This is a genomic window from Leuconostoc sp. S50 (genome assembly GCF_016624925.1).
Lineage (GTDB): Bacteria > Bacillota > Bacilli > Lactobacillales > Lactobacillaceae > Leuconostoc > Leuconostoc pseudomesenteroides.
Genome location: NZ_JACVUE010000011.1, coordinates 59,567 through 84,264 on the forward strand (window position 1 = coordinate 59,567; position 24,698 = coordinate 84,264).

Genomic DNA, 24,698 nt, shown 5'->3' on the forward strand with positions numbered 1-24,698 from the left:
AATGTAATATCAACTCTAGGGTTGATATACTTACAAACGGAAAGTTACTATGTCCTCAATCTTAAATGAATTTATTAACAAAAACGATGCTTTAAAGCTTAAATTATTATCCACACTACTGGAAAATAAACAAAACACTTTTGAGCTTCGCGACTTAACAAATCAGTTCAAGGTATCTGATTATTTGATTCGAGAGTCACTTGATTCACTGAATAGTGATATTAGTGTTTTATTTGGTTTTAACTGGATTGAATTAAAACGTGGGATTATCTATCAAACTATGACGTTGACGCGCTACCATGTGTATCGACTCTCCCGTTATTTTTTTGAATTATCCCCAATCAAATTATTATTAGAGCAACGCTTAATTTCAGGTAAAATGCCCAACTATAACTATATGGAATCCGAATATGGTTGGAACACCTCTTACTTTTTTATCCAAAAAAATACCCTATCGACTTTAATTGACCTTGACTCACCAGAAACAGTCATTTCAGCCGCATTTGTTATTTTCAAATACTACGACACAACCCCCGCTTTTGATCACTACATCAAAACAGCTAGTCAAGAGGTAAATCAATTTTTAATTTCTCAAGGCTATATCAATGAGCACGGTGCAGACAAAAAGCGTCTACTCATTAGTATTTTTTTGAATGAACTGACCCATAATCAAAAAATTTGCTCACCAATCATTCAACAAGAAGATCAACATATTCACGTTGATGACAAAATTCCAAAAGCTATTAGTCAGCACTTAGCTATTCCTGAAGACAATTTTGTGCTTTCTCACTTACTAAGTGCCCTCAACATTTTTGATTTGTTAGAAGTTTCTGCCCCAATCGCTTTTACTGACTATGCTCAACCCATTTTGGAACGATTGTCAACGATTATAATGCCCAAATTACGTGAGCACATTCTGTCGTGTACACCACAAGATGCTGAAAAAATTAGCCAAGCTGCCGCACGTTATTGCTTAAAGTTTACAACTAACAATCAATGGGCGCTTATATCACAAGAAAACATATCAACTCAATATTTTCAAGATATTTATCCTTCAATTTACTACTCAGTTGAGACAATGTTTCCCGCCATTAATTCACCTAAAGAGATTATACCTGCGACCTATTTAAACGCGTTTATTTTAAATATCATCAGCATTATTTTTTATTACATCGACATCACTAAAATTGACAACATTACGATTATCGTCAATTTCGCGGGTTCACCTTTTACGAATCATATGATTGAAGCGATGCTTAAAGATCATATCAGTCATGCCAGTGTCAAATTTATAACAGAGTGGTCCTCTGAAGAGGGCGACATTTATTTGTCTGACACGCCATCCGATAGAATTGCCACACCACAGGTTATTTGGAAAAAACCCCCAACTATCAGTGACTGGCAGGCACTTGCCGAACTTATTATAAGGTTAAAGAAAAAATGACCAACAAGCAGAATAAAATCAATCGCCTTTATTATCTCTTAGCTTTCAGCTCGACATTATTAACCGTCAACCAGCTCATTCCCGCTACAATTGCCCATGCAAATGTGCTAATCACACAAAATCACTGGACACAGCAACAGCTGACCTCACATTTTACAACCAATGGCTCTGCTGTCATTAAGGGCAACATTTTCACATTAACTGAAGATCAGTCAGCCCTATCAGGGGCCGCATATCAAAATACGCCCATCGATTTATCACAAGATTTTTCAATGGTGCTACAAGTTAATTTAGGTTCAAAAAACCAACAACACGGTGGTGGCGACGGCTTAGCCTTTGCATTAGTACCATTTGATCATATCGATCAAGTCAATCATACAAACGGCGGCGCTTTTGGGTTGGGACGCATTGCCAATGTCTTTGGTTTCAAGCTAGACACTTTCTATAACGCTTCCGATGATGCTGGTTCCTTTACTAAAGACCCTGAAGAATTTGGCAAAACGCAAGGAAACGGTATCCCTTTTGGTGCTTTCGTTGGTTCAGATGAGACTGGCGTTATCCAGACATTTTCAAAAGATGCCAAAGAAATAGCGCAGCATGATACGAATGACTTTGAACCACTTGAAATTAAGTACCAAGCTAGTACGCATACCATTCTGATTAACTATCAATCTAAAACTTGGTCCTACCAAATCACTGACCAAAAGATCTTGGCGCAACCAATCTCTTTGGTCTTTTCGGCTTCAACTGGTGCGAATCATAACCTGCAACAAATTATTATTGATCATAACGATTACCACCCTTTTACTAGCTCATTAACTGTCAATTATCTTGACCAATCAGGCAATCCGCTTGCGCCATCACAAAAAATTTCTGGCGCACTTAATGACACATACCAAACAAAGCCACTATCATTGCCCGGCTTTAAACTTGTGTCACAACCAAATAATGCCAGCGGTATTTTTACTTATCATGATAACCAAAGCATTGATTATTATTACGAGCCCTTAACACAGTACGTTACGATTAGCTTCGAATACCAAGGAAAAATCCTACGCAAGGCTATTTTTTCTGGACAAACCGGTGAACAAATTGATTTTTCACCAATAATGACCCTGACACAGTTGAAGGACTACACAATCTCTCAAACGGACTGGCCAGGAAGCTTTGTTTTGCCAAAGGACAATAACACCGCTTGGCATTTCACGATTCATCTCACCAAAAAGCCTAGTCAAACAGTGATCAATCAGAACATTTCCCCACGCTCTGATAGTGCTGCAAACCCAATCCAAGCACTAGCACAGCCAGACCAAAAGACAAATCCAATCAGTCCACAAGCAACACCTCAGTCGTCATCAACTAGCCAACCAACTATTGAAAATACCACGCCTAAATCTGAAAAAACACCCAGCAAGAAACAATCACCCGCTGTTACAACCCCAAAAAAGAAACATGTCATCTCCAATAATCAACCATACGCATTATTTCAGGACACGGTAAGTGATTTTAACGAAATTGCCCAGCCTAATTTTCAACCAAGCCCAGCAAGTGAATCATCTTCATTTAGCCAAGTCGTTACACTATTAGCACACTACACGCTACTAGCCGAACGATAAGGTCATGATTTTATATCAAAAAGCCTAAAAAAATCCACACATCTACTCTTTATTTTTCAGAGATGTGGGACTGATTTTTAGGTTTTTTGATTTATTTCTTGTTAGTTTGATTACGACGACGTTTCCAAATATAGGCACCCAGAGCTAGTATGATAGCGACAATCAAAACAATCCACCACCAATTGAAGCCTTCGTCATGCACAATTGTAATATCCTTGGCGTTCAAATCATTTGCTTCTTTAGTTGTAATAGTAAAGTTTTTCTTGAAATGCCAAGTGCTTTTTTCAGATTTAACAGTCATATCCATTGTATAACGACCCGCTTTAAAGGCATGTCCTTTTAAATTGATTGGGTAGTTAAAAATCGAACTTGGTGCAACCTTCATATCGCTTTTCTTAGCTTCGTATAGCACTTTACTGCTGTTGACACGCGTCACTTTTGATGTCACAGATACTTTCTTAAGATATGTTTCGGAAGTATTATGCAATTCGGAAATGATTGCATTGCGTGCATCAATTTGACCAGCAGTTACCTTAGCCAAATTCAATTTTTCAGCTACCGTTGAATCCTGTTTTGTTTGCAGCAACACACCAATTGCGTATGCATAACGATTTCGAATCGTGACACCGGTTTTTTTGTTACTACTGCTTTGAGTTGCTTCGGCTTGTGTCACCGTAATACCACCAGCCACAACACCATCCCAATTTTTATCAGGAATGGTTAATTTTACTTCTAATTTTTTTGAGCTATTGGCAGGAATTTCTATTGACTTAGGTAAAGTCGCAATTTTTGCCATATCAATTGGCGCCGACTGATCAAGTTTGTTCTTTGATGGGGCATATTCTACAACACCATTGACATTTGTTGTAGCAGCACTCACGGCTGTATTCACAGTTTGCGGCTTATTTGTGGTATTAGCTACATTCACAACGAGTGTTTGTTGATCCTTTGGTTTAACTAACAAATCAAAATACGAAATGTCGTTTGAACGTTGATTTTCTGGCAAAACGGCGCTAACGCGCAAACCAACACTATTATCTTCCGCGTTAACAGAACTTAGTAATGGTGCCATCGTTATTGCAGTCACTGCTAAAATCAGTCCTATTTTTTTTAAATTCATCGCCTATTCCTTCTACATTAAGAGTTTATGCTTTAATTATAGCGAGTCATTGTGGCGTATCTTTGCGCGTTTTGTGAATTAATTAAGACCAAAATATAGACAAAAAAAATCAAGCAGCTCCACACCGCTTGAATTTCTTTTGCTTAACTTATTGTAGTACTTTAGCAGCTTCGGTTTTCACTTCGTCAGAAGACATTTTTTCAAACGCTTTCAAGTGCTTCAATGTTGACAAAGTATCTTTATTACTGGCTTCCATGAAATGATTCCATAGCGCATCACGTAGTGGGGTTTTGTCCTCGCTCCAACTAAATACTTCATTCATTGGAATATCTAAAGTTTCAAATTTTTCATCTGCCATGATTTATGGCCCCCTTTACTTAACTCTGTTATAGTTCTTTTTTTGCAAGAATGCAACCATCTTAACTTGTTCTAGCTTGCTAACTATGTCACAATGGAGTATAAGAGAGGTCCTATACCATAGGATTACATGAACGTGGAGGAGCGTAATATGATTGAGTTAACTGACATCAGCAAAAAATTTGGCACACATCTTGCCGTTGCTGATATGAATATGACTTTAACGCCTGGAAAAGTCATGGGTCTCATCGGCCAAAATGGCGCTGGAAAGACGACCACATTTCGTATGATCTTGAACTTTATTCAACCTAGTTCAGGCAGAATTTTGTGGGATAACCACCCAATCACCCAACTAGACAAACAACGTATTGGTTTTTTGCCCGAAGAACGTGGTTTATACCAAAAGCGTACAGTAGAGGAACAAGTTTTATACTTTGCTGAACTACATGGTATGTCGCGTGCTGACGCCAAATCATCGTTAATTCAATGGATGAAGCGTTTAGATGTTGTTGGCAAACCAACAGATAAGGTTCAGACTTTATCGAAAGGTAACGCACAAAAAGTTCAAATGATTGCATCTTTGATTTTTGAGCCAGACTTCATTATTTTGGATGAACCTTTTTCAGGTTTGGATCCAGTCAACACCAGTCTTATGATGTCCGAAATCATCCGTATGCGTGATAACGGTGCTATGATCATTTTTTCAAGTCACGACATGAGCAATGTCACAAAAATTTCTGATGACTTAACGATGCTTAAAAACGGTAAAACGGTCTTACAAGGGCCGGTCCAAAATATCCGTGAACAATTCGGACGGACGCGTGTGTATGTTGAATCACCAACAACAGCAAGTGAACTGGCTGCAATTGAAGGCGTCGCCACTGTTACTAAGCAAGGTACCGGCTTTGATTTGATTTTATCTGATGAAGCTGCTGGACGTCGCGTCTTTGACTTAGTAACGAGAAATGGCTATATTCCAGCATTCAGCCAACAACCACCGACATTAGATGACATTTTCCGTCAGGAGGTCGCTATTCATGATTAAACAACTTAATATTGTCATTAAAGATACGCTAAGAGCTAACTTCAAATCACGTGGCTACTGGATTTTGGTACTATCTCCCTTAATTTTTGTCGCCGTCATTGGTGGTGTCGCCTTTGGTGTAACACAACTGCAGGGCAACACAACGCCCACAGTGGCCGTTATCGGACAAGCCAGCGAACGAGCTACTTTTGTTCAGTCAGCAAAAAATTTGGACATGAAGATATCCAAAATCACTAACGAAAAGCAAGCAGACAAAGCCTTAAAATCAGAAAAATTGGATGGTGTCTTAACTTTAAAGTCAGATTCAGCGACACTGACAACCCAACCCAAAAGTGAACAAGTACCAAAAGACGATATTGCCACTATTTTAAATCAACTCTCACAAGCCAAAAAGGCTACGCAGTACGGCTTAACTGCTGCACAGACCGCCGATTTCATGAAGCCGATTAACTTCAAAACTGTTGTACAACAAGCAAATCAGTCTGAAAGTGGTGCCAATACTGAGGGTGCGAATTACGCCATCGCTGTTGCGATTGGTGTCATTACTATGATTGTGGTAATGTGGTATACCTCAATGATTGCCAACGCAATCGCCAACGAAAAATCGTCACGCATCATGGAAATTTTGTTGGCAGCCACTTCTGCTCGCATTCAGTATTTTGGTAAATTAATTGGTGTCTTTCTATTAGCCTTGACGCACATGCTGATTTATCTGATCGCCGGATTTGCTACAGTTATTTTTTTGAAAGACAATGTTTTTGTCAAAATGATTACGTCTAATCTGAATGGTGTGACAACTGGATTTCTACTCTATGCCCTAGCCTTTATACTCGTAGCCGTTGCCTTATATTTGGTATTGACAGCGATGATTGCTTCGTTAATTAATGACAACGCACAAGTTCAACAAGCCGTTCAACCTATTTCATTTTTAGCGATGATTGGCTATATGTTTAGTTATTTCATGACGTTTATGCCTAATAACATTGCCATTCGCGCATTAAGCTACGTCCCATTTGTCTCACAATCCATGATGCCAGTACGGCTAGTCACACATGTTGAAGGATGGCCCACTGCCTTGATTTCACTTGGTATTTCATTTATTGCCTTAATTCTATTGGCTTGGTTTGGCCAAGGTATTTATGCCAAAAATGTCTTATCATATTCAGACGAACCCATCATGAAACAAATTACCGGAAAGCTTTTGAAAAAATGATTACTAATTAACAGGTATTTTAACATGACTAACACCCCCTACTTTGTAACTGATCCACAATGGTTTCACTATGAAACGCACACAACGCCCAACGGTATGCCGTTTGAACGATTCGAATTAACAACGGCTGCCACACCTGCCGCCGTTGAGAGCTTTAAACAAACAATGCTGAGCGTTGCTCAAGATAGTGCTATCGAACCAGACAATCTCAATCGATTTCAGCAAGCATTAGCAGCCGCTGAGAAACAATTTTTGTTTGAAGAAACTAACGACTTATCGTTAATTGCAAATCAGGCAGAACAAATTTTAATTGCAAGCGCCATTCGAACTTATCAACTATTAGAAGATGACTTTAGCGCACCAACAACATTTATTTTTCAACCAAGAATTGGATTTTTGTATCGACGCTTTTTAAAACAACATAATCAGCGTATTAACGATGAAACGCTCACCCAATTTATCATCGCACAAGACCAATTACTTAAATAATCAGTACAAAAAGAACCAGCTCACAAAATTGTGGCTGGTTCTTTTTAGACTTTAAATAAGTTGGGGCGCATGCGTTTGAATAACTCGATGACAATAGTTGGTAATACTGACAATACCAGAATGACTGCCCAGTGAGCAATTGAAAGCGCTGTTAAGCCGAATAATATCTGTGTCAGTGGTACTAACGAAATAGCTAAAGTAATCAATGTCGCGATTATCGCCATATTGACTAGCGACTTATTAGCACCATAGCTGATTGCAAATAGCGTTTTTTCTGATCGAATATTAAAGACGTGCCAAATCGAAGTTAACGATAAGATGATAAATGCCATTGTTTGTCCAACTTGTTCATTAGGCTGTAATCCACCCAATGTTACGTTTTGACCCATCCAAATAGCAATTAGCGTCACTACCGCAAACAATATTGCGTTCAACCCAATTTGTCTATCAAGCCCTTGTCCAAATAACTTGGCATTTTTGGGCATTGGCGGTTGGTTCATAACATTTGTCAACATTGGTTCTCGACTCAGTGCAAAACCCGGTAATCCGTCGGCCACTAAGTTGATGAACAGCAAATGAACCGGTAACAGAGGTGAACCCCAGCCTAACAACATGGCAATTAAAATCACTAATAGCTCAGAAATGTTAGCACTTAATAAGAAATTAATTGTTTTGCGGACCTTAACGTAAACACCACGTCCTTCAGAAATGGCGTTAATAATCGTCGCAAAATTATCATCTGTCAAAATAATATCTGATGCTTCACGGGCCACATCTGTTCCTGTTTCACCCATAGAAATACCTACATCAGCGGCTTTCAAGGCTGGTGCATCGTTAACACCATCACCAGTCATGGCAATCGTTGCATCCTGACGTTGCCATGATTTGATAATTCTGATTTTATCTGTTGGTGTCACACGTGCGTAAACACTGTAACTTTGTATGTTGTCATCTAATTCTTGATCGGACAACTTAGCTAATTCTGAACCAGTAATTGTTTGATCACCCTCACGCAAAATGCCAATTTCACGAGCAATTGCGCTGGCTGTTTCGACGTGATCTCCAGTAATCATAATGGTACGTACACCGGCTTGTCGTGCTTTTTCGACGGCTGGCGCTGATTCAGGTCGTGGTGGATCAATGATACCAACCAAACCGACCAAAGTTAAATCCTGCTCATAGAAAGCTTGTGTTGGCTCTTCTGGCATGACATCAAAGTTTTTGTGTGTAATTGTTAGAACACGCAGAGCCTGCTCGCCGAACATTTTGTTCACTTGTTCAGCCCGTTGACGATTGCCATGTTTGACCATTGGCAATAAGACATCAAAAGCACCTTTTGTGATTGCTATGTAGCCACCTTCTGGACGTTTGTGAACAGTGGTCATACGCTTTTTTGTCGAGTTAAATGGTACCTGATCGACAAGTGGATATTGTGATAAAAGCTGTTCACGTGAAGTTTCTGATTCAATAGCACGTACCAAGGCCACCTCAGTTGGCAAGCCGTCGTAGACCTTTTGATCATCCACTGATTTAACCACCACATTGGTTGATATGGCGGCCAATGATAGCACCTCCTGAGCTGAAGTATCTAAACCATCAGCGATATCCAACAAATCGTCGTGCTGATCATGCCAAACTTTTCGAACAGTCATTTTGTTTTGCGTTAACGTACCTGTTTTATCAGAGGCAATAATATTGGTTGTTCCTAATGTCTCAACGGCTGGCAAACGACGAATGATGGCGTGCTTTTGCGCAATCCGTTGCACACCAAGTGCCAAAGTCATCGTCACAATAACAGCCAAAGTTTCAGGTACTACGGCCACCGCCAATGAGATAGCTGTCAAGAAAATATGCTTGAGATCCATGCCTTGCGCAATCCCTAGTCCCAAAACAATCACGGCAGCACCAATCGCTAACCAAGAAATGTTTTTACCTAATTGCACTAAGCGACGTTGCAAAGGCGTCAACGGCGTTTTCGATTCGTTACGCAACAGACTGGCAATTTTACCCATTTCCGTTTGCATACCAACAGCTGTAACCACTGCACGACCGTGTCCATTGACGATAGTTGTCCCACGATAAACCATTGTAATGCGTTCACCTAAATCAATGTTATTGTCTGACTCAAATGTCGCATTTGCATCTTTTTCAACTGGTAAACTTTCGCCAGTTAACGCAGACTCTTCAGCTTGCAACTCAATTGATTCAATCAAGCGCGCATCAGCAGCAATGGCACTACCGTTTTGGACAACTAAAACATCCCCTAAAACGACATCATCAGCGTCAATTTGCACAACATGACCGTCTCGTAGGACTTTCACTTGGGTGCGGTTTAAATTTTGTAGTGCTGCTAACGAATCCTCTGCTTTACCTTCTTGAACAATGGCCAATGCCGAATTAATGACGACGATGCCAATAATTAACAAACTTTCAAAGTAATTACCACTTGATTCTAAATAAGTCGCAACAAATGAAATCACAGCTGCAATTAACAAAATAATAGTGGCAACATCATTTAAACTGAGTAATATTTTTTTAAATAATGAAACTTTTTTCTCAGCGTCAAATACGTTAGCACCATTTTCTTGCCGACTTTGTGTCACCTGTTGTGACGATAAGCCATTTTGTACATCAACTTGATGTGATGTTATTGTCTCTTTAATCCCCTTTCGGAACGCTTCCATTTAGTGTCCTCCTGTTGGTTTACTATTAATGGGAAGATTATAAAACTACATGATGTAGCCATGACACGTTTTCCCCAGCGTTGTCATGTTGGCAGTTGCATACTATCTCGTGCAAGCACTTCCGTACAAAATGAGTTTGATTGGATAAATCAATCGCTATCATGATGTGCTGTGCAAATAAAAATGAACCATTGTCATCTTAATTAGTCATTGCATTTGTTAATGTCACTCACTGTCAAAATTTAATTCTTGTGGATATCATGAGATAATGATAAAAAAGAATAAAAATGATTACTTTTATAATTAGTATGATACTTATATTGTAACATATATACCTAAACGTTGTAATACACCATTACGCTTTATCAAAAATACAATATTATCACAAAATAAGGTAGTGATATGAAATCACTACCTTATTGACTGAACTACTACTTTAACCAACACTTCTTTCCGGAGATTTCCACGTTCCCTTACCCATGCCGGCATACACCGATAACAACGCTGGAACGAATTGTGTAATAATTGTCAAAGGATTAACGATCCAATAAAACAATAAATACAGTGGCGCAAAAACAAAGTACTTCATTTTTCTAGCATTATCATCAACTAACAATGCAATAAATATTTGCACCGTTCCCACAACGATTTGTAATGTCATCACAATCAACGCAATACCAATAGTTCCACCTAGCGCATAAAAATCACCGCTCAAAAATTCTGTAACCACTCGATATGATAAATAAATTGACATAATCAACCACGAAAACGACCAAGCAATCGTTAAAAATTGATCAAATAACATCATAATAATTTTTGGACGCTTAATTGATGTCAATAAATTGGTAAATAATACTTCAATACCACCTTTTGCCCAGCGCTTTCGCTGGCGGTATAAATCTTTTAACGTTGTTGGCACATTCATATAGAATTTAACATCTGGAGCAAAACCAGCATCATAGCCATTCAAAGAGTGATCGAACGCTATACTGATATCTTCAGTCGCGCGATCTTCTCTGAAACCACCAACCTCTTTTAAAGCAGCCATTGCATACAATGTTGTTGCGCCGGAATAAGCGTACATTGTGCCCGTCATAGCGACTTGCGCACGTTTGATAATACCAACAATTGAGCTAAATTCGACAACTTGAGACTTTGCTAACGCATTTTCGCGATTGGCAACATCCATATTAGCTGTCACACCGCCATAATTATGCCCGTAAAAATAATCTAATAATCGTTGCACACCATTAGCTTGCAGAATCGTATCAGCATCAATTGAGAGCAGATAAGCGGTCTTATTAGGATCAGCTAATTCATCAATTAATTTGATTGCATAATTAAGACTATCAGCCTTCCCCTTGTTTTCGTTTTTAGTGTAAACTCTAACACCTGCCATTGTGGCAATCTTGACAGTTTCATCATTACTGTTGTCGTCAATCACCATAATATGATCATTATCGAGTCCTTGGTTTTTGACTGACTCAATCGTTGTCAACAAGGTTTTTTCCTCATTATAAGCAGGAATAACAGCAAAAACTTCATCTAAATCATGATTTTGCTTTTGAAATTCATGATTTCTCTTACTCAAAATTAAATAAAAGAGTAAACCACACGACCATTTAAGTGCCCCTAAAACAGGATAAATCGCTAAAATGATTAAAATAATTTCAATTGTTAATGGCATTTTTTGTACTTCTCACTTTCTTAACTGCTAAATTATGACTCAATGTCATCAACCCTGTATATACTAATGTTACTGCTGTGGCTACCAGAAGAACTTGTTTGATTAACGCAACAGTATTCAAATTAGGATGAAACGGAAAACCAACACTATTGATAAAGCCTTCTGATAACATTACATACGAGTGGTGTGCAAATATGATGAATAGTAGCCATACCATAGCACTCATGATAATTGCGCCAATCGTTAATCGTGTTCTTACTTTTTGTTTATTACTTTTTTCCATCTTAAATTCTCCATATTATTGTCAAATGCGATATCATTATCTTTACAAACACATCATGTGACCAAATTTATGAGTGCTTGTTTAACTAATACAATAATGATAACAATTGAATTTGAGCGATTGACGACTTGAAGACCAAGAAATTGTGAAGAGATACGAATTAATAATGAACTATATGACTATTTTTAAGCGTAATAATTTTATTAGTTCGTTTCTCGGCAATAATGACGTCAAAAAAAGTTTGACCTATTGCTTTGATACAACAAGTCAAACTTTTTAATTGTTGATGGTAATTATTGGTACCAACTATCAACTAACTTTTTGTGTTTTTTAATCCAATCAGCCGCCGCCTGTTTTGGTGATTTACCATTTTGAATTTCTAACATGACTGACTCCATATCGTCTTTTGTCCAATGGAATTTGTCTAATACTTGATAGGCTTTTGGATCTGATGATTTGAGTTTTTTACTAACAACCGTGTTAATTGTTTCTGCAGAACCAAAGGTGTTTTTAGGATCTGCTAAATACTTTAAGTGATACTTACCAAACATCCAATGTGGTGACCAACCCGTCACTACAATATCTTGTTTATTTTTATAGGCTTTAGCCAAAGCAGACACCATGGCACCAGATGATGACGACGACAAATTCCAACCCGAAAGGTTCGGATAAGCCTTCAACGTCTTCTCGGCAGTCGCCATTTCTCCTGCCCCAGGTTCAATACCAGTGATTGTTTTATTAGCTTGAGTGGTTAAATCACTAATTGAGTTTACTGACATATAATCAGGCACCACTAAGCCGGTTTTAACGCCTTTTAAGTTTGGTCCCAAAAGCGTCACATCATTTTTATATTTTTGGTATAGCGCCTTGTGCGTGTTTGGCAGCCATGCGGATACCGAAACATCAACTTGGTTGTTTGCCAATGACTGCCATAAAACAGCGTTATCTAATGGTGTCAAAGTAACATCATAACCATGCTGGCGAAGTGATTCTGCCAAAACATTAGATGAAGCAACTTCAGAATCCCATTCGACGTAACCAATGTTAATTTTTTGACCAGTCGTTTGACTAGTTGTCATGGCATTAGCAACACCACCACCAGCAATAGCCAGCAAAGCAACGACAATTGTCCAACGACGCCAAGGCTTGAGTGGCGCTTTTTGTCCGGGCTTTGTATTGAACTTTTGTGCAAATCGGTCAATAATAATGGCTAAAATAACTAGTCCTAATCCATTCACAAAACCAGAACCAACATCAGCGTGTTGCACCGCCGACAAAACACCACGCCCAAGTCCAGGCGCACCAATCATAGAAGCTGTTACAACCATTGATAAGGCTAACATAATTGTTTGATTAGCTCCAGCCAAAATTGTATTTTTCGCATTTGGTAACTCTAACTTAATCAGCTTTTGCCAAGTGGTTGAACCAAATGAATCTGCAGCTTCAACTAAATCAACTGGTACTTGACGAATACCTAAATTGGTCATACGAACCATTGGTGGTAGTGCGAAAATAATTGAGGCAAACACGCCTGGTACGACACCAATACCGAAGAAAGCAACGGCTGGAATTAAGTAAACAAAGCCAGGCATTGTTTGCATAAAGTCCAAAATAGGTTGTACAACAGCTGCCGTTTTTGGCGATTTGGCCATTAAAATACCTAAAGGAACACCAATAATTAACGACACAACTGATGCCATCAATACTAATGTCACTGTATTCATCAAATCGGACCAAAGCCCTTGGTTAGCAATTAACATTAAGCCCAAAGCAGCAAAAATGGGGAAACCATATTTTTTAGTGGTCATTGCAAATGCTAACGCTGTGATACCAATAATCATCAATGGCATCGGCACCGCCAGCAACGCATTTGTGATGGTGTCCATAATGGCTTGCCCAGCTTGCTGAATCGCATTGAAAAAGCCAGACAAGTTGGTCGTCAACCATGAAACGAAACCACTAACCCAATCTTCAAGCGGAAGTTTTGGAATATTTATCAGATTATGCGTTGTCATCACCGTCTCCTTCCGTATCTGCTAACGCTTTAAGCACAGCACCTCGAATGATAACCCCTCTCAAACGGTTATCATCATCAATAACAGCTACTGGTGTTTGTGCATCATAAATAATCGGCATGATATCAGATATCAATGTATCTGGCTTGACGGTCGGCATTTCAACAACAACATCAGCCAGTGGCAATTTGTCACGTCGAGCTGAAACCGCCGCTTCAGATGACAAATAACCAATAAATTGGCGATGACGATTAACCGCCACAACACCAGAGACTTCTTCAGCAGACATCTTACGCAGCGCAACTGTGGGTCCATCAACTGAAATATTAGAAGTTAATGCCGGAATCATAATGCTATCAGCCGTCAAAACCTTAGTACGGTCAACATCACCAACGAAAGTCTTAACATAATCATTAGCAGGATTAGTTAAAATTTCTTCTCCAGTGCCGACCTGTTGCAACTGACCATCTTTCATGATGGCAATATGGTCACCAATACGCAACGCTTCGTTCAAGTCGTGCGTGATAAAAATAATTGTTTTTTGGACATTAGCCTGCAAATCCAATAATTCGTCCTGCATTTGACCACGTACTAGCGGATCTAATGCCGAAAAGGCCTCATCCATCAACAAAATGTCGGGATCGTTGGTCAGCGCACGAGCTAATCCAACACGTTGTTGCATACCACCAGATAGCTGATTAGGATACTGGTCTTTGAATGACAATAGTTGCGCATTATCCAAAGCCTGTTCTGCCCGCTGACGACGCTGCGCCTTTGGCACACCTTGAATTTCTAGCCCAAACTCTGTGTTTTCAAGTAAGGTACGGTGTGGAAATAAACCAAAGTTTTGGAAAACCATGCTCATTTTTTTACGACGAATTGATAACATTTGTTTTTTAGTCAAATTCGTAATTTCTTGACCGTCAATAAACAATTGCCCATCTGTCGGTTCAATTAACCGGTTTAACAAACGAATTAACGTTGACTTTCCCGATCCGGAAAGCCCCATGATGACAAATATTTCGCCCTCTTCAATTGACATGTTAATGTCGTAGACACCAACTGTACTCCCTGTCTTTTCGACAATTTCATTTTTGCTTTTGTTTTGCTTAACCATTTTGAGTGCCGCTTTAGGGCGCTTACCAAAAATCTTGGTTAAATGCTTAATTTCTACTTTAGACATTTTTTAGCATGCACATCACACAGTTATTGGGATCAAACAATACTGCGCGTGCCACATTCCTCCTTGATTCTTTTCGAATTTAACTATAAAATAAAGTGACAACCCATTGTAATTATCAGGTTGTTACTTCAAGTGACAACTTATATTTTTACACAGATTGCCACTTGTGTCAAATTTTTAATTATTAGGATAATATAAAATGCCCAAAATCAGAGAACCGCGTTACCGCAAAATTGCTTTTTTAATTGCAGAAAAAATTGTTAATAATGAATACCGTGTTGGTACCAAACTTCATGCGCGCTCGACGCTATCAACTACATTTGGCGTGTCTGCGGAAACAGCTCGTAAAGCGATTAATGTCTTGTCAGATTTGGATATTGTGCGTGCCGTTCATGGTAGTGGCGTCGAAATCTTATCACGGGAAAAAGCCAAGTCATTTTTGAATCAGGCAGCAGAAACAACTAATATTCAAAATATTCATGTTCAAATCAACGATCTCATTGACGAGCAAAAATCGGCACTTGATAATTTATCAGGTGCATTATCAACTTTGTTTGAACAAACGCAACGTGTGCAACAACACAATCCTCTCACACCATATGAATTAGTGTTAGATCAAGCAAGTCCAAAGTTAAATCAATCAATTGGTGGGCTAAACCTTTGGCAAAATACCGGTGCCACTGTCATCGGCATTTTGCACAATGAAGAATTGATTGTTTCGCCTGGACCTTATGCTGTCATTGAGTTCGGCGACACTTTATATTTTGTTGGCAATGATACTAGTTATCAAGCCGTCCAACATTTCTTCTATCAATAAAATATTTCACATCAAAAGCGGTCGCTAACATCAGATAGCGACCGCTTTTGTCCTTATAAAATCAACTGGTTGACATTACCAGATATATTTTTTACCAGATGGCATTACTTCTTTCTTACTTGGTAAATGTTTCAATACCCAAAGATTTCTGAAAGCAAAGAAGATGGCAACGATACCTACCACATAGAACCATGGGTTATTAGCAATTGAGAAGTAGGGACTGACGAGCGCCCACATGTTGGTTGGTAAAAATGAATTAATAGTACCAACTAATATGACAAGGGCCAATCCCCACGATGCCCAAACCTGCGTACCTCGCTTTTCCCAATATAACCCTGGCATAATAGCCATTAAGATATTAGTGAAAATATACCATTTAAACATTGCTGGATCATTCATAAATACTCTGAATAAGTTGACAGTGACAATCATTACAATTACCCAGCCTGCAACTCGTTGCCACGCTTCTTTGATAGAGATATCACCCCATATTTCTTCCCTCTCAACATAGACACACATAATCAGATTATAAACTTCAAACAGCGACCATATTACTTCTGCTATTGCTGCTGCAGTAAATATCCAAAAACCACCAACGGCATGCGAAGCAGTAGCAAAAACAATTATTCCCATTGAGTCAATTGCAAAATAATAGGAATGCATCAATATATTATACGGCGAACTCCCCTCGACCTTTAATAGTAGAAAACTATAAATGTATTCAATAAAACCTATGGCAAAGGTCAACCCACCAATCATCAGCACTAAATAATAGTGCGGATTACTTGGACTAAAGGCTTTCACAAATTCAGATAGCTGATAACCTGTGCCATTATAACTTGCAAAAATAGCATTAAAAAAATCCCACATGACAAAACACTTCCTTTATTTTTATTATATGTGTAGTATCATATACTTTAATTAAAGGACTTTAGCAACAAATAATCAGAAAGTGTGTATTAAAAATGGATAAACGCGTTTTACAAACAAAAACATCATTACGGCAGAGCCTGTTCGATTTATTAGAAAATCAGACGTTAGATAAGATTAGCGTTGTTGATTTATGTCAAAATGCAGCCATAAGTCGTAGAACTTTTTATATTCATTACAGCAAAATTTCAGACATTTTTGATGAATACCAATATGAAATATACGAAACTGTGGTCAATAACTTGAATCATTCCCACAACACACCCCAGTCTTTAGTCGAGACTGTTGATCGTATTTTAAAAAGCAACTTTGTTGGATTCCGTCAGCTTTGTTTGAATAATGCGCATTACAAATTAGTGCAACGACTGGAAGAATTATTATTAGTGTCACTAAATGATTCACTTAATATACAAAATGAACAGCAGAAATATCTCGTTAATGTCTATATTTCTTCTGGGCTAATCAAATCCTATATCACTTGGTTCAAAAGTAATGGGCGTATAACTGAAGCAACACTAAATGAAACAAACAAAAAGATATTTAGCACACTGATTGCACTCAATTGATAAGTGATGACATTTGTCAACAAATGCATCACTATTTTAGTAGCAAAATCAAACTACAACAGCTGTTGCCAGAGCCAAACGCATCATATCCTGAAATGCAGTCTCGCGCATTTTAGCATCAGCGTACTTTTGAGTCACTAAATTGTCACTCACCGTCAAAATACTGAGTGTTTGAACATGATATTTAGCGCCAATCAAGAATAACCCAGCTGACTCCATTTCGACAGCCATAACACCATACTGCGCCAATTTATGATTATCAATTTCATCATTATAAAAACGATCAGCAGCAAAAATATTACCAACGCGCACAGGAATATCAAGTTGTTTAGCAGATTGATGTGCCTGACACAACAACTCAAAACTAGCTAAAGGTGCAAAAGAGATTGCCTGTCCAAAGGTTGCTTGTAAGACATTGGAATCCGTTGACGCCCCTTCTGCTAACAAGACATCCCCAATTTCTAGCTCAGGTAACAATCCGCCAGCTGTGCCGACGCGAATTATTTTTTTGACCCCAAAACCTTGAATTAGCTCTGTGGCATAAATTGACAACGACGGAATACCCATGCCAGAACCTTGCACGCTAACCCGCACGCCTTGATAAGTACCTGTATATCCAAACATGTTACGAACCGTGTTGTATTGGGTGACATCCGACAAAAAATTTTCAGCGATAAACTTTGCCCGTAAGGGATCGCCCGGCAACAAGACGACTTCTGCAATGTCACCTTGTTTTGCATCAATATGTGTACTCATTGTAATTCTCCTAAAAAGCTTGTGCCATTATCTAGTTGCCCACCAAAGTTTTCCAAAACCGTTGCCCCAAGATCGGCAAATGTTCGGCGTCTGCCTAACGTCTGTCCGCATTGAGTCAGTCTTGGTGAATAGCTCAATAAGGGTACGATCTCACGTGTATGATCAGTACCCTGAAAAGTTGGATCGTTGCCATGATCAGCTGTAACCATAATAAGATCGTCCTGATTCATCTTGCCTAACACATCACCAAGTTCTTGATCAAATGCCATCAAAGCATGTCCAAAACCAATCGGATCTCTGCGATGCCCGTACATAGCATCAAAATCGACTAAATTAGTAAACACAAAACCATTAGGTGTCGTGTCCATCACATGCTGCAAATGAACCATGCCATTGTCATTGCTTTCATTATGATAAGCCGTATCAATTCCCTCACCGGAAAAAATATCCTGAACTTTACCAATGCCAACCACAGGTACACTCATTTTTTGTAACTTTGTTAATACCGTTTCCCCAGTGGGTTTAAGAGAAAAATCACGACGATTGGCAGTCCGTTTAAAATCACCTGCATCATGACCCACAAACGGTCTAGCGATTACACGCCCGATTTGATAGGGCGGCTGATTTACTAAAGTACGTACATATTCACAAATTCGGTACAGCTCAGCTACCGGCACAACGTTTTCATGCGCCGCAATTTGTAACACCGAGTCTCCAGATGTGTAAACAATCAGTCCCCCAGTCACAATCTGTTCAGCACCATAATCCTTGAGTGCTTCTGTCCCCGAATAAGGGCGATTCAACAAAATTTTTCGATTTGTAAATTCAGAGATTTTGTCGATTAGCTCATCGGGAAACCCATTCGGAAATGTCGCTAAAGCTTGCATAACAGGCAAACCCATCATTTCCCAATGACCATCCATACTATCTTTGCCAGCGGATACTTCTTGCATAGTACCAAAATCACCAATGGGTTGACTTTCGATGCTAACACCCTCAAGACTACCATGATGCAAATTTGCCAATCCCATTGCTTGTAAATTGGGCAAATGAAGCCGACCATGATACACATGCGCAACATGCCCAATCGTATCAGAACCAACATCATTAAAGCTAGCTGCATCAGGCGCTGCACCAGCACCAACTGAGTCTAAAACAATGACCATAATTCGTTTGAAAGACTTCATGCGTGCACCTCCTTTGTCATGTGATGACTGACGCTGGGATAAGATTTTTGCGTACCACGTGTCATAACCGACAATGCAGCATAAGCATTGGCTTGAATAATCGCAGTTTCAAGTGACTCGCCTCGAGCAAAATAATGTGCAAATGCCCCGACAAACGCATCACCTGCACCAGTGGTATCAATGGCATTGACATCTTGACCATCAACTAATGTTGCTTCTTGACCTGCAGTTATCCAAAGTGCGCCACGATCGCCCATTGTCACAATGACATTTGCCACGCCAAATGACAACAATCGTCGCGCAGCAGCTTTGGTTTCCTGAACTGTTGACACTGGCATTTTGGTAATGGCAGTTAATTCAGATTCATTAGGTATTAGGTAATCCACAGCTGGTAAAACATCCAACGGTAATTTATGAGCCGGTGCAGGGTTATATATAATCGGAATATTATATTTTTTAGCCAAATGAATGGCCTTAATATTAGTTGGCATGGGCACCTCTTGTTGCAACACAATAACCTTTGCCCGTTTTATCAAGTCGATTTTATCCAACAATACTTCTGGTGTGAGTTCAGTGTTTGCACCCTGCACAACCAAGATACGGTTGTCACCATTACTTTCAACAAAAATTGGCGCCACGCCGTTGCTCTGATGCCCTGTTAATACACCACTGATGTCAATATGATTCGCCACGAAATTGGCGCGTGTTTCTACACCAAAATTATCGTTGCCAACACACGTTAGCATCGCAACCCGAGCGCCCAATCGACTGGCAGCTACTGCTTGGTTAGCACCTTTACCGCCAAATCCCATTTCAAAGCTTGGTGCTTCAACTGTCTCGCCTTTATGAGGTAAACGATCAACATAACTGATTAAATCCATTACGTTTGATCCAATGACTAATACATCAATATCTTTTATCATATTATTCTCCAATTCCAGTCGTAACCGTAAATGACTGTGTTTTACCAGGCGCAAGGTGAATTAAAGTGCCTGCCTGACTAGCCGCGTTATGTCCATCTGGGTGACTCGTACCTGGAATGGCAAATGCCGCTACTTGTTGATCAGGATTGTGTAACAACCATCTCGTAACAAACGGTAATTCCTTCGTGCTAAATGCTGTAACACATGTTGGTCCATCTGGTAGTGACATTTTAAAAACAGCTCGGTCAACAAACGGACGCAAATCTGTTGACATGTAGACAATTTCTGGGTCAAAACGACTACCATCATCTAGCACCTCAATGACTTCACCCCTTGCTTGCAGTTCTCTGTTAAATGCCCGCCAGTTGGCTGTCGGCTTGACATGGGCTGGAATTGATCGTCTTAATTTCAGTGCATTCTCTGGTACGTTAGCTGACATCGTGGCGCCATTAACATAGCAATAATTGAGATGATTCAAATATTGCAACGGCATAGTTTGATAGTTGCTGAGATTAGTCACTTTTAATCCAATATCTATCAATGCTGAAGCTGCGTGCATGATAACAGTATTATGGGTTCGATAATGATATCCAAATCCTTTTACATACTCATACTCGCCGCCAATTATGATATTATCTTGGTCAAATTCTAAATAAATATGGTCAAGCTTGGTCATCGGATATTCACCATGTAATGGGTGCTGATCTGTCTCACTGGGCGTACCGCTGGCTAAAACGCCGGATGTAAATTGAAACATACCATACGTATCAGTCACCTGCGTTCCTAAATAAGGCTTATCAAATGCCGATGCCATTTTCAGAGATAATTGATCAAAAACGGCATCCCAAATCATGAAACCTTGAAAAGGTAGTATCACAATGTAGCCACGATTATTACTTATTTTCAAACCAGCAACGCCTGTATCATATTGCATGGCCGTCACCGTAAAATGCTCATCTTGATAAATGTTATAAGGTGTTTTATCAAATAACTTCTCCGGCAAATTGATTCTTTGTGTCATGCTGTTGTGCCTCTCTTTCTTGCTGTACCATTGTCTTGGCAAACCAAGCGACAACGGCAAAAGCGATTAAATCAATGCTGAAACTTGTAGACATATCCGTCAGATCGGCGACAGCACCCTGTATCAGTGGTAAAATGGCGCCACCAATAATGCTCATAACCAAAATAGCTCCAGCTGTCTCACGATGTCTTGGCACCTGAACCGTCTTAATCGTTTCCGAATAAATAGTTGCCCAACCCGGTCCAAACAACCCACTCACTAGCACTAAGGCATATAATGCTGAAACATCATGTACCAATGTGACGTAGAGCAACGCCACAATACCCATCACACCGTACGACAGAAGAACATGACCTGCACCAAATTTTGGTATTAATAAGTTGGCAATAAATTTACCAACAAAGAAAGCAACATAGGCATAAATCATAAAATTACTAGCATATCGTTCATTAAAATGACTATTCAACGTCAAAGCAAGCCGAATCGTAAAGCTCCAAACTGCTGTCTGCATACCAACATAGAAAAATTCAACCAGAATGCCTTTTTTAAAAGGTTTGTTTTGCCATAAATACTTGAGTGTGTCAAAGAGTTTGGCATTTGGGTGTCCGGCAGTTAACGGCTGGTGTTTTTTCTTTGGATATTGCGTCAAGAGCAAGATAATAAAAGCGACCCCCAACACCACAAGTAAGAGTTGATAAGGCAACAATGTGTGTGCCAAAGCTTTGTGGCCAAATGAGAGCTTTTCGCTGGCGTTCATTCCTGCCATCTGTTGCGCCAAGCTTTTCCCATTGCCAAAAATAAGATATTTTCCCAATATAATACCTAAAATTGATCCCACAGGATAAAATGTTTGCGAGATATTGAGTCTCAGAGTGGCATGTTGCTTAGGACCTAACAAGCTAGAATAGGTATTGGCACTAGTTTCCAAAAAACTTAATCCTGTTGCCAAAACAAATATTGCAATCAAAAATACGCTATATGTGCCCATTTGACTGGCTGGAAAGAATAATAGCGATCCAACCATATACAGTCCGAGTCCAATTAAAATTGAAACTTTATAACTCGTTCTTTGAATCACGCGACTGGCTGGAATAGCCAATACAAAATAGCCCAAGTAAAATGCACTTTGTACAAAGGCGCTGGCAACATTTGACAGCGTAAACACTGCTTTAAATTGCGTAATTAAAATATCGTTCAAACTGGCTGCAGCCCCCCATAATGGAAACATGAGTGATAGTAAAATAAACTGAAAAGGGGGTGTTTTGTTCAGGTAGCCATCTGCCTGAACAACTGCTTTTGTTTTAAATATTGTCATTATTTTTTCCTCCAATGTCACTATTTACATAGCATAGTTGACCTTTTTTGAACGTACAATGACAATAATCGTCTTCACAAACATTTGTTCGCAAAGCAACGCACTGCTGTTCCTCAAAAGCTAGTCATGACATTGTATTTTTTTCACAAAGTGCTTGCACACTAATGTTCATTTCCTAATATTTATAATAATAGTAGCGATGAAATCTAGTTTATTAAGCATTTCATTATCATTATATTATTTGGCTAATAAACAATTGGGACACCCAAATAATGACATTTAAAAAACAGAATCGCTATTAAATCAGCTTTGTACATTTATTCACATTGTAATCGAAAAAAATTTTTTTATTTTTGAATAATTTCCTACTATTTTTTAGAATTGTTCGTTTTTAAAAATATTCTCAACTTATTATAAATTACAAAAAAAACAGGTTTAGTTATGATTAACTAAATCTGTTTTTTCAACCAATTCGCTAGGTTAGTTGTTATTTTTTCTTTTCAATAATGCTAGCAACCCCAACAAAGTTGTCAAAATCAAACCACTTATTACAACATGGTCATTATTTTGTGACACACTCGTTTTTGGTAATTGCTTGTCTGTGTTTTCACTATGATTGATATTGACTGGTTGACCATCGTTATTAGAGCTGGCAACCGTTAGCACAACCTCTTGTGTCGTTGTTGGGTTATCCTTGATGTCGCTAATCGGAGATTTTTTATCTGTTTCTACCTTGACAACAATGACAACATCACCACCTGCATCCGGTACAATTACCGAACCATATGGGGTGTCAATCGTGGTTCCTGGTGTGACTGGTCCGTATGGCATTTCTGGTCCAACTGGGTTACCATTTTCATCTTCTGGCACAATATTACCCACTAACCCCACTAACACATATTCAGGTTGATCAACGGCTACCTTGACTTGAATAATGATATCGCCACCATTGGCTGGTACTTCAACATCACCATAAGGTGTGTCAACTGTTGTCCCTGGCTTAACTGGTCCGTAGGGTATCTCTGGTCCCACTGGGTTGCCATTTTCATCTTCTGGCACGATGTTACCAACTACCACATATTCAGGTTGGTCAACGGCAGTTGAAATGATAATGTTTTCACTTACCGATGTTGAAGCTGATGTACTATCACTTAATGATGCTGATGTGCTGTCACTTACTGATGTTGATGTTGATGTGCTACCACTTAATGATGTTGAAGCTGATGTACTACCACTCAACGATGTTGACGTTGATGCGCTGTCACTTACTGATGTTGATGCCGAAGTACTGTCACTTAATGATGTTGACGTTGATGTGCTGTCGCTTACTGATGTTGACGTACTATCACTTAATGACGTTGACGCTGATATGCTATCACTTAACGATGTTGACGTCGATGTACTACCACTCAACGATGTTGACGTTGATGTACTATCACTTACTGATGTTGAAGTCGATGCGCTGTCACTTACTGATGTTGAAGCTGATGTACTACCACTCAACGATGTTGACGTTGATACACTATCACTTAATGATGTTGACGTCGATGTGCTACCACTTACTGACGTTGACCTTGATGTGCTATCGCTCAACGATGTTGACGTTGATGCGCTATCACTTATTGACGTTGATGCACTATCACTCAATGATGTTGATGCCGATGCACTATCACTTACTGATGTTGACGTCGATGTGCTGTCACTCAATGATGTTGACGTTGACGCACTATCACTTAATGATGTTGATGTCGATGTACTATCGCTCAACGATGTTGATGCACTATCACTCAATGATGTTGATGTACTGTCGCTTACTGATGTTGACGTTGATGCACTATCACGTACCGACGTTGACGCCGAAGTACTGTCACTTATTGATGTTGACGTACTATCACTTAATGATGTTGACGTCGATGCACTGTCACTTACTGACGTTGATGCGCTATCACTTAATGATGTTGATGTCGATGTGCTATCACTCAATGATGCTGAGTTGCTCAAACTTGCTGACTCACTTGATGTCGATTCACTATCACTCAATGATGTT

Annotated in this window: 22 protein-coding genes; 8 read left to right on the top strand and 14 right to left on the bottom strand. The window is 39.2% G+C overall.

The genetic code is table 11. The features are described 5' to 3' along the window. Nucleotides 1–49: 49 nt before the first annotated feature. Nucleotides 50–1,444, top strand: coding sequence for a hypothetical protein (locus IAE53_RS09130; protein ID WP_200136327.1), 1,395 nt, complete (start codon nucleotides 50–52; stop codon nucleotides 1,442–1,444). After that, on the top strand, nucleotides 1,441–3,060 hold the full coding sequence (locus tag IAE53_RS09135; protein ID WP_188353181.1) for a MucBP domain-containing protein: 1,620 nt from the start codon (nucleotides 1,441–1,443) through the stop codon (nucleotides 3,058–3,060). Before IAE53_RS09130 ends, IAE53_RS09135 begins: the two co-directional genes overlap by 4 nt. 91 nt (nucleotides 3,061–3,151) lie before the next feature. On the opposite strand, the gene IAE53_RS09140 is transcribed toward IAE53_RS09135, so the two are convergent. After that, entirely contained in the window at nucleotides 3,152–4,180 is a 1,029-nt protein-coding gene (locus IAE53_RS09140; protein WP_188353182.1) for a DUF916 and DUF3324 domain-containing protein, read from the bottom strand. A gap of 148 nt (nucleotides 4,181–4,328) precedes the next feature. Beyond that, nucleotides 4,329–4,538, bottom strand: coding sequence for a hypothetical protein (locus IAE53_RS09145; protein ID WP_010280009.1), 210 nt, complete (start codon nucleotides 4,536–4,538; stop codon nucleotides 4,329–4,331). A 150-nt stretch (nucleotides 4,539–4,688) separates the two neighbouring features. Here IAE53_RS09145 and IAE53_RS09150 point away from each other — a divergent pair, with 150 nt between their 5' ends. From IAE53_RS09150 to IAE53_RS09160, 3 genes are read left to right on the top strand one after another with little or no spacing between them, the layout of a single operon-like run. Next, on the top strand, nucleotides 4,689–5,582 hold the full coding sequence (locus IAE53_RS09150) for an ABC transporter ATP-binding protein (RefSeq protein WP_188353183.1): 894 nt from the start codon (nucleotides 4,689–4,691) through the stop codon (nucleotides 5,580–5,582). Next, nucleotides 5,575–6,795: an ABC transporter permease gene (locus IAE53_RS09155; protein WP_188353184.1), complete on the top strand. Its 1,221-nt coding sequence runs from the start codon at nucleotides 5,575–5,577 to the stop codon at nucleotides 6,793–6,795. The genes IAE53_RS09150 and IAE53_RS09155 overlap by 8 nt, the downstream gene beginning before the upstream one ends. 24 nt (nucleotides 6,796–6,819) lie before the next feature. Beyond that, entirely contained in the window at nucleotides 6,820–7,284 is a 465-nt protein-coding gene (locus tag IAE53_RS09160) for a substrate-binding protein (RefSeq protein ID WP_188353185.1), read from the top strand. 44 nt (nucleotides 7,285–7,328) lie between these two features. Here the strand turns inward: IAE53_RS09160 and IAE53_RS09165 are convergent, their stop codons facing one another. From IAE53_RS09165 to IAE53_RS09185, 5 genes are all read right to left on the bottom strand, one after another. Then, nucleotides 7,329–9,968, bottom strand: a complete 2,640-nt coding sequence (locus IAE53_RS09165; protein WP_188353186.1) for a cation-translocating P-type ATPase — start codon at nucleotides 9,966–9,968, stop codon at nucleotides 7,329–7,331. A gap of 436 nt (nucleotides 9,969–10,404) precedes the next feature. After that, nucleotides 10,405–11,655 carry a glycosyltransferase family 2 protein gene (locus IAE53_RS09170; protein ID WP_200136326.1) on the bottom strand — a complete coding sequence of 417 codons (1,251 nt, stop codon included), beginning with the start codon at nucleotides 11,653–11,655 and terminating at the stop codon, nucleotides 10,405–10,407. Then, a complete protein-coding gene (locus tag IAE53_RS09175) occupies nucleotides 11,639–11,938 on the bottom strand; it encodes a hypothetical protein (RefSeq protein WP_148423572.1) in 300 nt (99 codons plus the stop codon). Before IAE53_RS09175 ends, IAE53_RS09170 begins: the two co-directional genes overlap by 17 nt. Before the next feature lie 293 nt (nucleotides 11,939–12,231). Continuing rightward, nucleotides 12,232–13,953, bottom strand: a complete 1,722-nt coding sequence (locus tag IAE53_RS09180) for an ABC transporter permease/substrate binding protein (protein ID WP_188353188.1) — start codon at nucleotides 13,951–13,953, stop codon at nucleotides 12,232–12,234. Then, complete coding sequence (locus IAE53_RS09185) at nucleotides 13,940–15,136, bottom strand: glycine betaine/L-proline ABC transporter ATP-binding protein (protein WP_010280032.1); 1,197 nt, start codon at nucleotides 15,134–15,136, stop codon at nucleotides 13,940–13,942. Before IAE53_RS09185 ends, IAE53_RS09180 begins: the two co-directional genes overlap by 14 nt. Before the next feature lie 199 nt (nucleotides 15,137–15,335). On the opposite strand from IAE53_RS09185, the gene IAE53_RS09190 reads away from it, so the two are divergent. After that, entirely contained in the window at nucleotides 15,336–15,953 is a 618-nt protein-coding gene (locus IAE53_RS09190) for a TrkA C-terminal domain-containing protein (protein WP_188353189.1), read from the top strand. A 75-nt stretch (nucleotides 15,954–16,028) separates the two neighbouring features. Here the strand turns inward: IAE53_RS09190 and IAE53_RS09195 are convergent, their stop codons facing one another. Next, on the bottom strand, nucleotides 16,029–16,823 hold the full coding sequence (locus IAE53_RS09195) for a hypothetical protein (RefSeq protein ID WP_200136325.1): 795 nt from the start codon (nucleotides 16,821–16,823) through the stop codon (nucleotides 16,029–16,031). Nucleotides 16,824–16,918: 95 nt separating this feature from the next. Between IAE53_RS09195 and IAE53_RS09200 the strand changes: the two genes are divergently transcribed. After that, on the top strand, nucleotides 16,919–17,449 hold the full coding sequence (locus tag IAE53_RS09200) for a TetR/AcrR family transcriptional regulator (RefSeq protein ID WP_188353190.1): 531 nt from the start codon (nucleotides 16,919–16,921) through the stop codon (nucleotides 17,447–17,449). 48 nt (nucleotides 17,450–17,497) lie between these two features. Here IAE53_RS09200 and deoD read toward each other — a convergent pair whose 3' ends face one another. From deoD to IAE53_RS11630, 6 genes are all read right to left on the bottom strand, one after another. Beyond that, on the bottom strand, nucleotides 17,498–18,205 hold the full coding sequence (gene deoD / locus IAE53_RS09205) for a purine-nucleoside phosphorylase (protein ID WP_188353191.1): 708 nt from the start codon (nucleotides 18,203–18,205) through the stop codon (nucleotides 17,498–17,500). Next, nucleotides 18,202–19,392: a phosphopentomutase gene (locus tag IAE53_RS09210; protein WP_200136324.1), complete on the bottom strand. Its 1,191-nt coding sequence runs from the start codon at nucleotides 19,390–19,392 to the stop codon at nucleotides 18,202–18,204. Before IAE53_RS09210 ends, deoD begins: the two co-directional genes overlap by 4 nt. Next, a complete protein-coding gene (gene rbsK, locus IAE53_RS09215) occupies nucleotides 19,389–20,315 on the bottom strand; it encodes a ribokinase (protein ID WP_148423565.1) in 927 nt (308 codons plus the stop codon). The genes IAE53_RS09210 and rbsK overlap by 4 nt, the downstream gene beginning before the upstream one ends. Nucleotide 20,316: 1 nt before the next feature. Beyond that, complete coding sequence (locus tag IAE53_RS09220) at nucleotides 20,317–21,336, bottom strand: DUF4432 family protein (protein WP_188353194.1); 1,020 nt, start codon at nucleotides 21,334–21,336, stop codon at nucleotides 20,317–20,319. Further along, the gene (fucP, locus tag IAE53_RS09225) at nucleotides 21,299–22,651 is read right to left on the bottom strand and encodes an L-fucose:H+ symporter permease (RefSeq protein WP_200136323.1); all 1,353 of its coding nucleotides are present in this window, start codon (nucleotides 22,649–22,651) and stop codon (nucleotides 21,299–21,301) included. The genes IAE53_RS09220 and fucP overlap by 38 nt, the downstream gene beginning before the upstream one ends. A 480-nt stretch (nucleotides 22,652–23,131) precedes the next feature. Beyond that, entirely contained in the window at nucleotides 23,132–23,728 is a 597-nt protein-coding gene (locus tag IAE53_RS11630; RefSeq protein WP_200554217.1) for an LPXTG cell wall anchor domain-containing protein, read from the bottom strand. Between the two features lie 28 nt (nucleotides 23,729–23,756). Here IAE53_RS11630 and IAE53_RS09235 point away from each other — a divergent pair. After that, nucleotides 23,757–24,698: hypothetical protein (locus IAE53_RS09235; RefSeq protein ID WP_200554219.1), on the top strand; the 942-nt coding region annotated here is incomplete at its 3' end.

What these genes read in the sequence shown, in the direction of transcription:
- IAE53_RS09130 (WP_200136327.1), top strand. Translation starts at nt 50, where the DNA reads ATGTCCTCAATCTTAAATGAATTTATTAACAAAAACGATGCTTTAAAG.
- IAE53_RS09135 (WP_188353181.1), top strand. Translation starts at nt 1,441, where the DNA reads ATGACCAACAAGCAGAATAAAATCAATCGCCTTTATTATCTCTTAGCT.
- IAE53_RS09140 (WP_188353182.1), bottom strand. Translation starts at nt 4,180, where the DNA reads ATGAATTTAAAAAAAATAGGACTGATTTTAGCAGTGACTGCAATAACG.
- IAE53_RS09145 (WP_010280009.1), bottom strand. Translation starts at nt 4,538, where the DNA reads ATGGCAGATGAAAAATTTGAAACTTTAGATATTCCAATGAATGAAGTA.
- IAE53_RS09150 (WP_188353183.1), top strand. Translation starts at nt 4,689, where the DNA reads ATGATTGAGTTAACTGACATCAGCAAAAAATTTGGCACACATCTTGCC.
- IAE53_RS09155 (WP_188353184.1), top strand. Translation starts at nt 5,575, where the DNA reads ATGATTAAACAACTTAATATTGTCATTAAAGATACGCTAAGAGCTAAC.
- IAE53_RS09160 (WP_188353185.1), top strand. Translation starts at nt 6,820, where the DNA reads ATGACTAACACCCCCTACTTTGTAACTGATCCACAATGGTTTCACTAT.
- IAE53_RS09165 (WP_188353186.1), bottom strand. Translation starts at nt 9,968, where the DNA reads ATGGAAGCGTTCCGAAAGGGGATTAAAGAGACAATAACATCACATCAA.
- IAE53_RS09170 (WP_200136326.1), bottom strand. Translation starts at nt 11,655, where the DNA reads ATGCCATTAACAATTGAAATTATTTTAATCATTTTAGCGATTTATCCT.
- IAE53_RS09175 (WP_148423572.1), bottom strand. Translation starts at nt 11,938, where the DNA reads ATGGAAAAAAGTAATAAACAAAAAGTAAGAACACGATTAACGATTGGC.
- IAE53_RS09180 (WP_188353188.1), bottom strand. Translation starts at nt 13,953, where the DNA reads ATGACAACGCATAATCTGATAAATATTCCAAAACTTCCGCTTGAAGAT.
- IAE53_RS09185 (WP_010280032.1), bottom strand. Translation starts at nt 15,136, where the DNA reads ATGTCTAAAGTAGAAATTAAGCATTTAACCAAGATTTTTGGTAAGCGC.
- IAE53_RS09190 (WP_188353189.1), top strand. Translation starts at nt 15,336, where the DNA reads ATGCCCAAAATCAGAGAACCGCGTTACCGCAAAATTGCTTTTTTAATT.
- IAE53_RS09195 (WP_200136325.1), bottom strand. Translation starts at nt 16,823, where the DNA reads ATGTGGGATTTTTTTAATGCTATTTTTGCAAGTTATAATGGCACAGGT.
- IAE53_RS09200 (WP_188353190.1), top strand. Translation starts at nt 16,919, where the DNA reads ATGGATAAACGCGTTTTACAAACAAAAACATCATTACGGCAGAGCCTG.
- deoD (WP_188353191.1), bottom strand. Translation starts at nt 18,205, where the DNA reads ATGAGTACACATATTGATGCAAAACAAGGTGACATTGCAGAAGTCGTC.
- IAE53_RS09210 (WP_200136324.1), bottom strand. Translation starts at nt 19,392, where the DNA reads ATGAAGTCTTTCAAACGAATTATGGTCATTGTTTTAGACTCAGTTGGT.
- rbsK (WP_148423565.1), bottom strand. Translation starts at nt 20,315, where the DNA reads ATGATAAAAGATATTGATGTATTAGTCATTGGATCAAACGTAATGGAT.
- IAE53_RS09220 (WP_188353194.1), bottom strand. Translation starts at nt 21,336, where the DNA reads ATGACACAAAGAATCAATTTGCCGGAGAAGTTATTTGATAAAACACCT.
- fucP (WP_200136323.1), bottom strand. Translation starts at nt 22,651, where the DNA reads ATGACAATATTTAAAACAAAAGCAGTTGTTCAGGCAGATGGCTACCTG.